This is a genomic window from Streptomyces sp. NPDC046303 (assembly GCF_055588085.1).
The window spans coordinates 37,819-51,001 of the sequence record NZ_JBVJFA010000001.1 but is presented as its reverse complement, the minus strand read 5'-3'; the positions used below and the strand labels follow the sequence as shown (position 1 = coordinate 51,001).

Here is a 13,183-nt window from a genome sequence, read left to right as displayed (position 1 = left end):
TCTTCGGAGGACGCATTGATACCCCACATATCCAGCCGACCTCGACGTACCCTCGTGCTGGCCGCCACCCTTGGTGCAGCACTGGCCTTCGGGGCTCCCGCCGCGCTCGCCGGCACCGCCCCCGTCAGCCCCTCCGGCCCCGCTTCCGCCCCGGCGGCCGCGGCGGCTCCGCAGGCCGCGGCCGCGACTTCCCAGAGTGCGACCTGGGTTGCCGGCACCCGCGCCTACTTCGTGATCACCACGCCCGGTGACACCTCGGCGGTCCGTGCCGCCGTCGCCGCCAACGGCGGCTCGGTCTTCGCGTCCTACGACGCGATCGGCGTCATCGTCGCCCACTCGGCCTCCGGCAGCTTCGCCGCGACCATGCGCGGGGTGAGCGGGGTCCAGCAGGTCGGCGCCACCCGCACCTCGGACGTGCCGGCGGACGCCTACAACCCGGCGCTGCCCGCCAATCCGGCGCAGGCGACCACCCCGACGGGCGAGCCGGTCCGTGCCGACATGACGCAGATCAAGGCCGACCAGGCCTGGGCCGTCACCACCGGCTCCGCCACCGTCAAGGTCGGCATCCTGGACACCGGTGTGGACGACCAGCACCAGGACCTGGCACCGAACTTCAACGCGGCCGACTCCGCGTCCTGCGCGTACGGCAAGGCGGACACCCGCGCCGGGGCCTGGCGCGACGTCGGCACCCACGGCACGCACGTGGCCGGTACGGTCGCGGCCGCGAAGAACGGCAAGGGCGTCATCGGCGTGGCCCCGGGCGTGAAGATCTCCTCGGTCCGCATCGCCGAGCCCGGTTCCTCGCTGTTCTTCGCCGAGAACACCGTCTGCGGGTTCATGTGGGCCGGTGACCACGGCTTCAAGGTCACCAACAACAGCTACTACACGGACCCGTGGCAGTTCAACTGCCCGGACAACGCCGACCAGGCCGCGATCATCGAGGGCGTCAAGCGCGCCCAGGAGTACGCGGAGGCCAAGGGCTCGCTCCAGGTCGCGGCGGCCGGCAACTCCAACCTGGACCTGGCCAACAAGACGACCGACACCGAGAGCCCGAACGACTCGACGCCGGTCACCCGCACCATCACCAACGCCTGCCTCGACATCCCGACCGAACTCCCGGGCGTGGTCACGGTGTCGGCGATGGGCACCACCGCGAAGGCCTCGTACTCCAACTACGGCCTGAACGTCATCGACGTGACGGCCCCCGGCGGCGACGCGACCGGCATCTACAGCACCCTGCCCGGTGGCAAGTACGGCAGCATGAGCGGTACCTCGATGGCCTCCCCGCACGTGGCCGGTGTGGCCGCGCTGCTGGCGAGCACCAACCCGGGCATCACCCCGGCGCAGCTGCGCGACAAGCTGGCCGTCCAGGCCAACGACGTCGCCTGCCCGTCGGACACCCGGTGCAAGGGCACCACAACGAAGAACGGCTTCTTCGGCGAAGGCCAGGTCGACGCGCTCAAGGCCGTCGGCAGCACCCCGCCGCCCGGCAAGTACTTCGAGAACCTCGGTGACGTCGCCATCGGCGACAACACCACCGTGGAGAGCGCGATCGCCGTCAGCGGGGTGACGGGCAACGCCCCGGCCACCCTCAAGGTGGGCGTGAACATCGTGCACACCTACATCGGTGACCTGAAGGTCGACCTGATCGCCCCGGACGGCTCGGTGTACAACCTGCACAACCGGTCCGGCGGCAGCGCCGACAACATCAACCAGACCTACACCGTCAACGCCTCCTCGGAGGTCGCGAACGGCACCTGGAAGCTCCGCGTGAACGACAACGCCGGCGGCGACATCGGCAAGATCGACGCCTGGAACCTCACCTTCTAGTTCCCTGGCCCATCCTGGGCTGCACGTGACGTCGGTCCTCATGACCCGTTGGGGTCGTGAGGACCGACGTTGTGTCTGGGGAGACCAACACCGCGCAGGCAGAGAACGATCAGCAGGGCGAAGGCTGCGAATGCGGCGCCTGTGCGTGCGTAGTTGAACGCCTCCCAGCGAGCCAGGATCTCGGCGTGATCGGCGGGTGCCGAGGTGGCCGCCCACTGCTTGATGCGGCCGTTGATGGGGACGTTGCCGAGACGGGTGATCAGGAAGGACGCCAGGGCAAGGAGCCCCGCCCCTGCGGCCAGACGCCGTGAGGCACCACGCGTCATCACGGCAAGCGCGAGGGCGCTGAGCGCCGACATGCCCATGGCGCCTTGCATGGTGATGCCGTTCATCTGCATCAGCTGGGTGTGGAAGGCCAGCCTCATGTCGAGTGGTACGGCGTTGAAGGTGGGGACGAGGTTGGCCGCTCCGTAGCCGAACGCACCGGCAAGTGCACCTGTGGACAGCAGGGAGAGGCCCTGGACGAGCCGGACGCGCATGCGGATCACTCTCCCCGCTCGGTTTCGGTGGGGGCGACGGCTCGCGTGAGCTGCTCAGCTCGTCGCAACAGGCCGCCGGGCGTGAACTCCGCGAACATGTGGACGCGTGTGGAAACCGGTCCGCCCTTGCGCATCCGGGCGTGAATCGTGAAGCGGGTCGCGATCCGGTCTCCCTCCGCGAACGCCTCGTGCACCTCGAACCGGAACTCGCGCAGGTTCTTGCGCACCGGGCGGAGGTGAGCGACGAGGCGCTCCCAGTCGAGTGGTACGCCATCGGCGACGTGAACGACGTCACGGGTGTAGAACCTGGCCATCAGGTCACAGGCGTCTTCCGGGCCATCGACCACGGCGTGGGTGAAGCTCGTGAAGAAGTCGGTGATGAACTGCTCGGGAGGCTTCGTGTGGAGAGGGTTCACCATGCTCCTGCCCTGTGTGCGGGGTACGCCCCGACAGCGATCTCTTACACGCCCGTAAGATATAGCGAGCCATTCATCTCTGACAAGGGTGTAAGAATTGACAGCTTTCGAGAGCCCGGGCGAGTCCCCGCGGGTTCGGCCCCGCCGTCGCGCCGACGCCGAGCGCAGCAGGGCCGCGGTGCTGGGCGCCGCGGTCCGACTGCTGGCCGAGCGGCCCGACGCCGGTATGGCCGCCATCGCCGCCGCGGCCGGCGTCACCCGCCAGACCGTGTACGCCCACTTCGGCACCCGTGAGGCGCTGCTTGACGCTGTCGCCGACCGGATCACGGACCAGGCCATGGCCGCGATGGACGAGGCGGAAGAGGAAAGCGGTTCCGCCCTGGACGCGCTCCTGCGACTGCAGGACATCGGCTGGCGGCTGTTCGAACGCAACCCGGTGCTCCTCCGGCTCGGAAGCACCCGCGCCGGCGCCGGCGCGCGCGCCGACGCCGACCTGGCCCGGCATGAGCCCGTCGCGGCCCGACTCACCCGGCTGATCGAGCAGGGCCAGGCGTCAGGCGAGTTCGACCCCGGACCGCCGGCCACCTGGCTGGTGGCCGCGGTCACCGCTCTCGGCCACGCGGCAGGCGACGAAGTCAGGGCGGACCGCATGTCCGTGGAAGAAGCGGCAACACGGCTACGGACCGCCACACTCGCCCTCCTGAGGTCAGGCTGAGCAACCCCGCCGGACACGGAATCGCCGGCAGTGCCGTACGCGCTCCCGGGAGCCCTTGCCTTTTCAGCGGGTGCGCAGCACGCAGTCCCCGCAGAAACCGCCGCCGGGCACCCGGTAGTAGAGGCAGCAGCTGCGCCGTACGAAGGCCACCCCGAGCCCTTCCTCGTGGACGAAGGTGCCCGTCCCGGCGAGGGCCCCGCCGTCGGCGAGCAGCGCCGACGCAAGCTCCACGGCCGCAGTACCGGGAACCCGGTCGACCAGCACCCGCAGGGCCCCGACCAGACCCGAAGCGGTGTTGCCCCGCAGGACTTTGGGCGAGACCCCGAACCCCGCACGGACGGCGGCGTCGAGCAGCTCCAGATGGCCGAGCACGTTCTCGCCGAGCGCCGCGGCCGGCAGTTCCTCCGGCTCGGGCAGCCACAACTCCAGCGAGCCCGCACCGGGCAGCCGCCACCACACCCGGTCGGCGCCGAGGTCCGGCACCCGCCCGGCCAGCGCCGCGCAGCCCAGCCCGATCGACCAGAGCCGCGCCGCGATGCCGAACTGCGCGGTCGAAGCGGCCACCCGGCCCGGCCCGCTGCGGTTGCGCCGCCCCACCTCGGCGACGTAGGGCGCGAGTTGCTCCCCGTACAGCACGGTCAGCGGCCGGAACCCGGGCCCGGGCGGCGGCTCCTTGCCGAAGGCCACGGTGAAGAAGGGCCCCACGGATCCCAGTTGCCTCAGTACGTCGTCCACGCCGGCCACCGTATCCGCCGCCGGGCGGGGAGCGGACGGCGGCGGGTGGGTTCAGCCCGACGCGGAGCGGGCGGCCGGACCGGGCGCCCCGGCGCGGCGGACCGCCGGGCCCATCGCGTACGAGGCGGCCAGCAGGAGCGCGCCGAGCAGCAGCCACCCCGGGATCCCCCACACCAGGAGCAGCCACGTCAGCACCAGCGGACCGGCGGTCCTGGCCACCGGGACCCCGGTGCCGAAGAAGCCCTGGTACTGGCCGATCCGGTCCGCGGGGGCCAGCGAGAAGCCGATCTGCCAGGATCCGGCGGACTGCCGCATCTCGGCGTCCACTTGGAGCACCGCGCCCACCACCAGCAGCGCGGCGGCCGCCCAGGCCGTACCGGGCAGTGCGGAGGCCGCGAACACCGCGCACGAGGCGGCCATGACCAGCCCCGACACCCGCACCGCCCGCCGCGCGCTGTCCAGGCCGGTGACCGGCCCGGCCCAGCGGACCTGGAGGAGCAGCACGGCGACGGTGTTCAGCACGAACAGCGCCGACACCAGCCAGCCGGGGGCGTGGGTGCGCTCCACGATCCACAGCGGGACGGCCAGGCTGAGCAGCGGCATCCGCAGCAGCAGGACCGCGTTGAGCAGGGTGACCAGCGCGTACGGCCGGTCGCGGAGCACGGCCAGCCGGGGCTCCCCCGCGGCCCGACCGCTCACGGGCGCCACCGCGGGCAGCCGCAGCAGCACGGCGGCGCACACCAGGAAGCCCGCCCCGTCCAGCAGGAAGACGGCGAGATAGGCCCGCTCGGTGTCCGCCGCGAGGGCGAGCCCGCCGAGCGCGGCCCCCAGCGCCAGCCCCCCGTTGAGCACGGACTGGAGGTGGGCGAGCACGCCGGTCCGCTGCGCCGGGGGCACCAGGCCCGCGAGCAGCGCCTGCCGGCCGGCCGCCAGCCCGCACTGGGCGGTGGCGTAGACGACGACGGCGGTCAGGAAGCCCCAGAAGGACCGGAGGGAGAGGAAGGCGAAGACCGAGGCCGCGGTGGCCACCGCCAGCGCCGCCGAGGTTCCCCGGGGGCCCCGCCGGTCGGCCAGCGCCCCCAGCGGTACCCCGGCGACGGAGCCGACGGCCCAGGCGATCGTCAGCCCGAGGCCGACCTGTGCGGGCGACAGACCGACCACCCGGGTGAAGTAGAGCGCCGAACACACGTAGTAGGCGCCGTCCCCGACGGAATTGCTCAGCTGGGCGAGGGCCAGTCGGCGCGGTGCGCCGGGCGGCGGCAGGAACCGTATCGTCACGGCCCCATTGGATCAGCCGAACGGCCCACTCCCCTGGGCCATTGGGGGCTCCGCGGGCCGGTCCAATCGCCCGCGGGTCACAGGCGGGCGAGGAACGCCAGCAGCGCCCGGTTGAAGGCCTCGGGCTGCTCCACGCCCGGCAGGTGCCCGGCCCGCTCGATGACGGCGAGCGTGGAGTCCGGCAGCAGCGCGTGCAGGGCCTCGGCCGCCGCCACCGGGGTGTACACGTCGTCGACGCCGACCACGACCAGGCAGGGCTCGGCCGCCGCGGCGAGCACGGGCCGGTAGTCGGGGCATTCGGCGCGGCCGCGCAGGGCTGCCGCGGCTCCCTCCGGATCGGTGGCGCACATCATGGCGGTCACGTGCGCCGCCACCTCCGGCATGCCGGTCACGTTGTAGGGCGCCAGCATCTTGTCGATCACCGCTTCGGCGTAGGGCCCCATGCCCTCGGCGAGCAGCCGGTCGGCGGTCTCCAGGCGGGCCTTGCGGGCCTCCGCGGTCTCCGGCACGGCGGTCGTGTCGGAGAGGACGAGGGCCCTCACCAGACCCGGGTGGCGCAGTCGCAGTTCCATCGCGATCTGCCCGCCCATGGACACACCGCCGACGACCACGCGTTCGATTCCCAGGCGGGCCAGGAGTCCGGCGAGGTCATCGGCGAAGTCGGCGAGCAGCGTCTTGCCCGGGAGCACCGGGCTCTCTCCGTATCCTCGCAGGTCAGGGGCGATGACCCGGTATCCGGCGGCGGTCAGGGCGGCCGTCTGGGGGGCCCACATGGTGCGGTTGAACGGATGTCCGTGGATGAGGATTACGGGCGCTCCGTCCCGGGGACCCAAGTCGTCGAAAAAGACGTGCGCGCCATTGCCAAATTGGGGGTTCATGAGAGGACTTTAAGGGGCTACATTGAGCCACTCGCGTTCACGTGACAGCCCGTTGCCTTTCACCCGTGTTTTGCACGGGGGGCGACGTCAGGGACGCAGACTGTGCAACCACCCCACCGCCTAGAAGGACCGAAGGCTCCGTGCCCGTACCCGTACTCCTCGCCGGCCGCACCGTGCGGCTCGAGCCCCTCGCACCCCACCACACCGAGGCCCTGGCCGTGGCCGGTGCCGAGGATCGTACGACTTACGCCTTCACCCCCGTACCCCATGGGGTGCAGGCGTCCCACGAGTACATCGACCGTGCCCTCGCCGATCAGGCGGCGGGTCGATCCCTCCCGTTCGCGGTGGTCAGAGCCACCGACGGCCGGGTGGTCGGTTCGACCCGGTTCCTGGAACTCGACTACTGGCAGGGGCCGCTGGTGTGGCCCGCCGTGCCCGGCGTCCCGTTCGGCGATCCGGCGACGGCGATCCCCGATGCCGCCGAGATCGGCAACACCTGGCTGTCCCCGGGCGCCCAGGGCACCGGCATCAACACCGAGGCGAAGCTGCTCATGCTCCGCCATGCCTTCGAGACCTGGGGCGTACGGCGGATCTCGCTGCGGGCCGATGCCCGCAACGGCCGCTCGCGGGCCGCGATGGAACGTCTCGGCTTCACCTGCGAGGGAGTCCGCCGGGCCCATTCGCGGGGGCTCGACGGGGCGGTCCGCAGTACGGCCTTCTACTCGATCCTCGACGAGGAGTGGCCGGCCGTGCGGTCGATCATCGAGCTGAGGCTGTCCGCCGGTGCGCAGCGCAAGCGGCGCCGCCGCACGCTGGTCCCCGCCTAGTGCCGTAACGCTCCTGCGGCGGCGGCCCTCCCCCGGCCCCCTCCCCCGGATTCATCCGAGGAAGGCCGGGGCGAGGGCCGAGGCCATGAGCCGGGCGGGGGCCCCGCTCCCGTCGGCCGGTACGGAGTACAGGTCGGCTCCGAAGTCCCCCGGCAGGGCGTAGACGACCGTGCGGTCGTCCGTCCACACCACCTGGTCGTCCACGCTCCGCTCCTCCGCGAGCGGGACCTCCGTTCCGGAGGCCAGGTCCAGCACGTGCAGCCGCCACGGCGCCTCGGCCGGCAGGCCCGGCACCCGCTTCTTGAACACCACCCGGGTCCCGTCGGGCGACAGGGACGGGCATTCGACGTTCTCGCGCAGCGTGGTCACGGTCCGCGCCGCCAGGTCCCCGCGGACCAGGTGGGTGCGGCCCGCCGTACCCAGCGTGGCGTAGAAGGTCCGCTCGTCGGCGGTGAAGGCGACGCCCCAGAAGTTCACGTCGGCGCTGCGGTACTGCCTGCCGTCCTTGAAGATCGTGAAGTCCTCCAGGGAGGCCTCGAGCCTGCCGGTGCGCAGGTCGAGCACCGAGGTCCGCGTGGAGAAGTCGGTTCCGGCGTACGAGTCCCCGCCGACGAAGACCGTCCAGGCGGCGAGCCGGCCGCCGGGCGAGACCCGGGCGCGGGTGGGGATGCCGCTCAGCGCGTGCGCGGAGACCTCGCCCAGGCGGGCGTCGAGGACGACGGCCCGGTAGCGGTCCGGGACCGCGCCCTTGTCGGCCTGGAGGCAGATCCCGGTGCCCGCCGCCGCGTGGAAGCGCAGGCAGGCGACCCCCGAGGCGGTGCGGTTCCCCTCCGGCGCGTCGGCCGGGACGGAGGCGAGCTCGTCGCGGTGCGGGCCCCAGGCCATGTTCCGGAACACGATCCGCGGGCCTCCCGCGGCCGGGTCCAGGGAGACGGCGCCCCGGGTGATCTGCGGGCCGTCGGCCCGGGTCCGGTCCTTCTCCCCGGCCCGGGAGGAGGCCCGTACGAGGGCCGTCACGGCCACGGCGGCGAGCAGCACGACGGCGGTGGCCAGGATCAGGATCCGGCGCTGGAGGGTCAAGGGGTCCTCTCCTCTCGCGGGGCGGGGGCACCTTACCCACGGGCATGCGCATGAGCCAGGCCCGTGCGGAGGCCCACCGGGCAACGGCCGTCCCCGGAAAATCCCAAAAGAAGGAAAAATGCGGAACCCTTGCGTGCGTTCGTTCATCCTTCGAACGGAAGGATCAAGCGCCGCCAGACCATCGCCAGACCATCGCCCCCGCCGGGGCAGCACCAGCCGGAGAGCCACCGCAGATGTCGTACGCACCCGAAGGGCAGCAGTACCAGCCGCCGTACCGGCCGGAGGGGCAGAACCCGCAGCAGCCCTACGGCGACCAGTACGGACAGCAGCCGTACGGGCAGCAGCCTCCGTACGGACAGGAACCGTACGCGCCCTACGGGCAGGAGCCCGAGTACGAGCCCCGGCGCCCGTCCAAGGTCCGGCGCTGGGTGATCGCGGGCGTCTCCGTCCTCGCGCTCGCGGGCATCGCGGCCGGCGTGATGAGCTACTACGAGATACCCCCGTTCACCGACAAGGGCTCGGCCGTGTCCTTCGGCACTCCGCCCGCCGGCGGCGACGGCAAGAAGAACCCGGCCCCCCAGCCGGCGAACTCCAAGATGCTGATGCCCACGGGGCCGCAGGCCGAGTTCAAGAATTCGATGACCCTGCCCGACGGGACGCACGTGGCCGTCACCACGCTGGACGGCAAGAAGTCCGGCTTCAAGGGCAAGGTGTGGGTCTGGGCGCCCAAGGAGTACAACGACCCCAAGTTCGCCAAGAGCGGCTTCCCCGTCATGATCGCCCTGCCGGGCGGCGCCGGTTACCCGAGCAACTACTGGATGGGCACCGACCTGGGCCTCCAGACCAGCATCGCCAAGTGGTACGCGGAGGGGAAGAGCAAGCCGTTCATCCTGGCCATGCCGGTGCTCAACCCGGCCCCGGACGACAAGGGCATCTACTGGGACGGCTCCGACATCCCCGGCCAGCCCAAGATGGGCACGTGGCTGACCGAGGACGTACCGGACCTGATGAAGGCGAACTTCCGGACCGTGAAGTCCCGTGACGGCTGGGCCTTCATGGGCTCCTCCACCGGCGGGTTCGCGGGCCTGAAGGCGGTGCTGAAGCACCCGGACAAGTTCAAGGCCGTGATCGCCTCCGGCCCGGACATCGTCCCGGACTCCTCCCTCTGGAAGGGCCACGACAAGGAGAAGGCCGAGAACAACCCGGAGGTGCTGGCGAAGCAGCTCATCGACCGCAAGGGTCCGGACGTCTACCTCGCCTTCCAGGTCGGCGACAGCGAGAACAACAAGAAGACCCTGCCGGACGTGCAGAAGTTCATCGCCACCTTCGGCAACAAGGGTCCCGTGCACGCCGAGCTGCGGATCATCAAGGGCGGCCAGCACAACGCCAAGACCTACGTCCCGAACATGGGCGAGGGGCCGATCCAGTACATCAGCAAGGTCATGGAAGGACCCGTGGAGTAAGCTCCGGCGCCTCCACCGCGTCCTGCGTCCCGCCCTTCGCCTCCGGCCCGCCGAACACCCTCGGCGGGCCGGAGCCGTTCCAGGGCGCCCAGCCCGGATCGCCGGTCGCCGCGAAGCGCACCCAGGCACCGTGCATCTCGTCGGCCAGCGCCTGCGGAGCGTCCGGCCCGGCCAGCCGTGCCGCCTCCGGCACGTCCAGCGTGTCGAATACGAAGCCCAGCTCCAGGGCGTGGCAGGCGCCGAGCCCGGGGACGCCGGAGCGCCACGCGAACTCGTACAGGAAGCTCGGCGCCTCCCGCCGTGCCCCGGCGAGCCTCCGCAGCGGGTCGCGCAGCAGCCGGTCGGTGAGCAACTGGCCCGCGAGGTCGGCGGGGCCCGCCGCGGGCAGGGCCTCGCGCAGCGCCCGTACGGCGGCCAGGTCCTTGCCGCTGCGCCACCGGGCCAGCGCCACGGCGAGCGGGCCCAGCCGGTCGAGCAGCCGCATCGTGCCCGTCGGGGCCAGCCAGAGCCGGTACTCCTCCGCGGTCCAGCCCAGCAGCAGCGGTACGCCCGTGGACCGGGCCGCGTCGAGCGGGTCTTCGGGCAGCGTGTCCGGGTCGGTCACCAGGCCGAAGGCGGCGCCGCCGGCGAGGGGGCCCGACCGGCGCAGGACGGCGGCCTGGGCGGCGAGCAGGGTGGGCAGGGCCGTGGCACCGAAGGCCTGTGCCGTGGCCCGCGTCTTCAGCAGCGAGGCCATCCGCCGGACCACGGCACGGACCCGGTCGCGGTGCAGCACCTCGGGGGCGCCGCTCTGCAGGACGGCCTGCGCGAAGAGCCCGGCCGCCCTGGGCGCGGCGAGCAGGGCGCCGATGCTGATGGCGCCGGCGGACTCGCCGAAGACGGTGACGCGGGCGGGGTCGCCTCCGAAGGACCGGATGTTGTCGCGGACCCACTCCAGGGCGGCGATCTGGTCCAGCAGGCCCCGGTTGGCCGGCGCGTCGGGGAACAGGCCGTAGCCGAGGACGCCGAGGCGGTAGTTCAGGGAGACGAGCACGACCCCGTCGCGGGCGAAGGCGGAGCCGTCGTAGACGGGGACGGCGGAGGAGCCCCGGGTGAGCGCCCCGCCGTGGATCCACACCATGACGGGCAGCCCGGCCCCGGGCGCCGGGTCGGGGGTCCACACGTTGACGCTGAGGCAGTCCTCCCCGGGGATCTCCGGGTCGGCGAGCAGGGCGGCGAACGTCGGCGGGTAGGGCACCTTCGGCGCGGTGGGACCGTGGGCACCGGCGTCACGGACCCCGTCCCAGGGCTCCGGTGGCGCGGGCGGCGCGAAGCGCAGGGCGCCGACGGGCGGGGCGGCGTAGGGGATGCCGCGGAAGACGGCGGTGCCGCCCGGCCCCGTGCGGCCCTCGACCACGCCGTACGCGGTCCTGGCCCGGGGCCGGCCGCCCCTGTCGCCGCCCGCTGTGCCCATCTGGTCCTCCCGGGTCCGTCGCGCGCACGCGCGCGCGGTGCGCGCACGGTCGCACACCGGCCCCACGGGTGACAAGCCGTGCCCCTGACATCACCAAGTAGGCCCAGCGACCGTGACCCCCCGGGCTCCCCCGCGTTGTACGCCATGTCAAACGCCGCACACCCTGCGGCGCCCCCTTGCTCAAGAGGAGATCTTGATGTCGCGTATCGCGAAGGCATTCGCCGTCACCGCTGTCACCGGTAGCGTCGTGGCCGCCGGAGCGGGTCTGGCCGTCGCCGATGCCGGAGCGCACGGTGCGGCGGTCGGCTCCCCCGGTGTCCTGTCGGGCAACCTGGTCCAGGTTCCGGTGCACGTCCCGGTCAACGTCTGCGGCAACACCGTGAACATCATCGCGCTGCTGAACCCGGCGTTCGGCAACACCTGCGTCAACGCGTCGGGCGGCGACAACGGCCACCACACCGAGGGTGGCTACGGCCACTGATCGCCTGATCAGCAGGAAGGGCCCCCGCCGTACGGCGGGGGCCCTTCCCGTGTGCCCGCTATTCGTAGCGGTAGAGGCCCTGGTGGCTGAGCATCTGGCGCGGGGTGATGTCCCACGGCGGCATCGGCTCGTCGAGGGCGATCACCCGGCCGCGCTGGAGGTCGCCGAGCGCGAGCGGTGCCGCGGGCAGATAGCCCGACCCCGGGTGCCTCTGCTGCCAGCGGGTCCAGACCAGGTCCACGAAGGCGTGGTGCAGCCAGAAGGCCGGGTCGTTGGGCGCGGTGCCGCCGGTCATGTGTCCGCCGATCCACTGGTGGACCTTGTTGTGGTTGCGCCAGCGCTCGCTCTTGGGGGCGGCCCAGCCCTCCAGCTTGTTGCGGAAGCCGCCGGCGGTGGCGGTGGAGTCCCAGGGCGAGACGTCGTAGACCGGGTCGTCGAGGGCCCACTGCAGTTCGGCGGGGGTGGGCAGGGCGATCGGGTTCTGCGGCCGGCCGAGGTTGCGGGTGAGGAAGCGGGCTTCCGAAACGCCCACGGTCACCGTCCAGTTGCCCTTGTCGTAGGCGAAGGGCCCGGTCATGACCTTCCGGTCGGCCCCGCGTCCGGTGCCGCCGAGGAAGTCCTCGGCCCACAGGGAGGAGACCGGGCTGGTGTCGGTGGTCCAGTCCCAGTACGGGATGGAGACGCCCGGGTCGACGGCCCGCAGCTGCCTCTCGAACTCGAGCAGGTAGTAGCGGTGCCAGGGGAAGAAGGACGGGGACATGTGCCCGACGCGGAGCTTGCGCTCGCGGTCGGGCACGAAGTACTTGCCGTGGGTGCGCACGAACGCGTCGTAGACGCCGCTGCGCTTGAGCTCCAGTACGGCCGCCGTGAACCGCTTCTTCTGGGCGCTGGTCAGGTTCTTCTGGTTCTGCCGGATGTACAACGCGGGGGCTCCTTCCGTCAGCCGTGGTGCGGGGCGGACGCCGACGCCAGCTGGGCCGTGCCCAGTTCGTCCACGGCCGCGCGGGCCAGTTCCAGTGGTGTGCCGAAGGACTGGAAGTGGTTGACCTCGCTCAGGTAGCTGCCGTCGGCCCGGCGCATGACGTGCAGCGGCCGCCCGTCGATGCGGATGCCGGCCCGGTCCACGGCGATGTGCCGGCCCCGGTACCTCTCCTCCGCGAGGGGGGCCGGGGTGAGCGTCTGACGGGGGCGCCGGGCCCGCAGTACGGGAGCCAGCGCCGCCGCCGTCCCGGCGAGCACGGCCGCAGTGAACGCCGTACGGAGCAGGGCCCGGCGGGTGAGAAGTGCGGCGGGTGCTGCGGACATGGGGTCTCCCTCGCTCGGTGGCCGGCGGCTACGGGTCTAACGCCGCGCGGCGGGCGAGGTCACCCGGGCCGCTGCGACGGTTCCGGGCCGGGTGTCCGTCGGCCCGCGCTCCCGTCCCCGGCGGCCCGGGCTCCCGCCTCGTCGGCCCGGGCTCCCGCCTCGTCGGCCCGGACCGGGCCTAGG

The 13,183-nt window shown here is 72.4% G+C and carries 14 protein-coding genes; 5 read left to right on the top strand and 9 right to left on the bottom strand.

Annotated elements, in window-relative coordinates; genetic code table 11:
- The first annotated feature begins 54 nt into the window (after positions 1 to 54).
- Positions 55 to 1,830, top strand: a complete 1,776-nt coding sequence (locus ACZ6I1_RS00255) for a S8 family peptidase (RefSeq protein ID WP_469281460.1) — start codon at positions 55 to 57, stop codon at positions 1,828 to 1,830.
- Between the two features lie 38 nt (positions 1,831 to 1,868).
- Here ACZ6I1_RS00255 and ACZ6I1_RS00250 read toward each other — a convergent pair whose 3' ends face one another.
- Together ACZ6I1_RS00250 and ACZ6I1_RS00245 are read right to left on the bottom strand one after the other, a co-directional pair.
- A complete protein-coding gene (locus ACZ6I1_RS00250) occupies positions 1,869 to 2,369 on the bottom strand; it encodes an anthrone oxygenase family protein (protein WP_469281458.1) in 501 nt (166 codons plus the stop codon).
- A 5-nt stretch (positions 2,370 to 2,374) separates the two neighbouring features.
- Positions 2,375 to 2,788, bottom strand: a complete 414-nt coding sequence (locus ACZ6I1_RS00245) for a nuclear transport factor 2 family protein (protein WP_469281457.1) — start codon at positions 2,786 to 2,788, stop codon at positions 2,375 to 2,377.
- 94 nt (positions 2,789 to 2,882) lie between these two features.
- Here ACZ6I1_RS00245 and ACZ6I1_RS00240 point away from each other — a divergent pair, with 94 nt between their 5' ends.
- Positions 2,883 to 3,500 carry a TetR/AcrR family transcriptional regulator gene (locus tag ACZ6I1_RS00240; protein WP_469281456.1) on the top strand — a complete coding sequence of 206 codons (618 nt, stop codon included), beginning with the start codon at positions 2,883 to 2,885 and terminating at the stop codon, positions 3,498 to 3,500.
- 63 nt (positions 3,501 to 3,563) lie between these two features.
- Here ACZ6I1_RS00240 and ACZ6I1_RS00235 read toward each other — a convergent pair whose 3' ends face one another.
- From ACZ6I1_RS00235 to ACZ6I1_RS00225, 3 genes are all read right to left on the bottom strand, one after another.
- Entirely contained in the window at positions 3,564 to 4,235 is a 672-nt protein-coding gene (locus tag ACZ6I1_RS00235) for a (2Fe-2S)-binding protein (protein WP_469281454.1), read from the bottom strand.
- A 51-nt stretch (positions 4,236 to 4,286) separates the two neighbouring features.
- A complete protein-coding gene (locus ACZ6I1_RS00230) occupies positions 4,287 to 5,513 on the bottom strand; it encodes an MFS transporter (RefSeq protein ID WP_469281452.1) in 1,227 nt (408 codons plus the stop codon).
- Positions 5,514 to 5,590: 77 nt separating this feature from the next.
- Positions 5,591 to 6,391, bottom strand: a complete 801-nt coding sequence (locus ACZ6I1_RS00225; protein ID WP_469281450.1) for an alpha/beta fold hydrolase — start codon at positions 6,389 to 6,391, stop codon at positions 5,591 to 5,593.
- Between the two features lie 140 nt (positions 6,392 to 6,531).
- Here ACZ6I1_RS00225 and ACZ6I1_RS00220 point away from each other — a divergent pair, with 140 nt between their 5' ends.
- Positions 6,532 to 7,218, top strand: coding sequence for a GNAT family N-acetyltransferase (locus ACZ6I1_RS00220; RefSeq protein WP_469281449.1), 687 nt, complete (start codon positions 6,532 to 6,534; stop codon positions 7,216 to 7,218).
- 51 nt (positions 7,219 to 7,269) lie between these two features.
- On the opposite strand, the gene ACZ6I1_RS00215 is transcribed toward ACZ6I1_RS00220, so the two are convergent.
- Positions 7,270 to 8,298, bottom strand: a complete 1,029-nt coding sequence (locus tag ACZ6I1_RS00215; protein ID WP_469281447.1) for a TolB family protein — start codon at positions 8,296 to 8,298, stop codon at positions 7,270 to 7,272.
- Between the two features lie 233 nt (positions 8,299 to 8,531).
- Here ACZ6I1_RS00215 and ACZ6I1_RS00210 point away from each other — a divergent pair, with 233 nt between their 5' ends.
- Positions 8,532 to 9,761: an alpha/beta hydrolase gene (locus ACZ6I1_RS00210; RefSeq protein ID WP_469281445.1), complete on the top strand. Its 1,230-nt coding sequence runs from the start codon at positions 8,532 to 8,534 to the stop codon at positions 9,759 to 9,761.
- Here ACZ6I1_RS00210 and ACZ6I1_RS00205 read toward each other — a convergent pair.
- On the bottom strand, positions 9,739 to 11,214 hold the full coding sequence (locus tag ACZ6I1_RS00205; RefSeq protein WP_469281443.1) for a carboxylesterase/lipase family protein: 1,476 nt from the start codon (positions 11,212 to 11,214) through the stop codon (positions 9,739 to 9,741). The genes ACZ6I1_RS00210 and ACZ6I1_RS00205 overlap by 23 nt on opposite strands.
- A 196-nt stretch (positions 11,215 to 11,410) precedes the next feature.
- On the opposite strand from ACZ6I1_RS00205, the gene ACZ6I1_RS00200 reads away from it, so the two are divergent.
- A complete protein-coding gene (locus ACZ6I1_RS00200; protein ID WP_469281441.1) occupies positions 11,411 to 11,695 on the top strand; it encodes a chaplin in 285 nt (94 codons plus the stop codon).
- A gap of 58 nt (positions 11,696 to 11,753) precedes the next feature.
- Here the strand turns inward: ACZ6I1_RS00200 and ACZ6I1_RS00195 are convergent, their stop codons facing one another.
- Complete coding sequence (locus ACZ6I1_RS00195; RefSeq protein ID WP_469281439.1) at positions 11,754 to 12,617, bottom strand: tyrosinase family protein; 864 nt, start codon at positions 12,615 to 12,617, stop codon at positions 11,754 to 11,756.
- A 17-nt stretch (positions 12,618 to 12,634) separates the two neighbouring features.
- Complete coding sequence (locus ACZ6I1_RS00190; protein ID WP_469281437.1) at positions 12,635 to 13,000, bottom strand: tyrosinase family oxidase copper chaperone; 366 nt, start codon at positions 12,998 to 13,000, stop codon at positions 12,635 to 12,637.
- Positions 13,001 to 13,183: the final 183 nt, after the last annotated feature.

Excerpts from the sequence above, each read along its gene's own strand:
- ACZ6I1_RS00250 (WP_469281458.1), bottom strand. The coding sequence starts at position 2,369 with ATGCGCGTCCGGCTCGTCCAGGGCCTCTCCCTGCTGTCCACAGGTGCA.
- ACZ6I1_RS00245 (WP_469281457.1), bottom strand. The coding sequence starts at position 2,788 with ATGGTGAACCCTCTCCACACGAAGCCTCCCGAGCAGTTCATCACCGAC.
- ACZ6I1_RS00225 (WP_469281450.1), bottom strand. The coding sequence starts at position 6,391 with ATGAACCCCCAATTTGGCAATGGCGCGCACGTCTTTTTCGACGACTTG.
- ACZ6I1_RS00210 (WP_469281445.1), top strand. The coding sequence starts at position 8,532 with ATGTCGTACGCACCCGAAGGGCAGCAGTACCAGCCGCCGTACCGGCCG.
- ACZ6I1_RS00205 (WP_469281443.1), bottom strand. The coding sequence starts at position 11,214 with ATGGGCACAGCGGGCGGCGACAGGGGCGGCCGGCCCCGGGCCAGGACC.
- ACZ6I1_RS00200 (WP_469281441.1), top strand. The coding sequence starts at position 11,411 with ATGTCGCGTATCGCGAAGGCATTCGCCGTCACCGCTGTCACCGGTAGC.
- ACZ6I1_RS00190 (WP_469281437.1), bottom strand. The coding sequence starts at position 13,000 with ATGTCCGCAGCACCCGCCGCACTTCTCACCCGCCGGGCCCTGCTCCGT.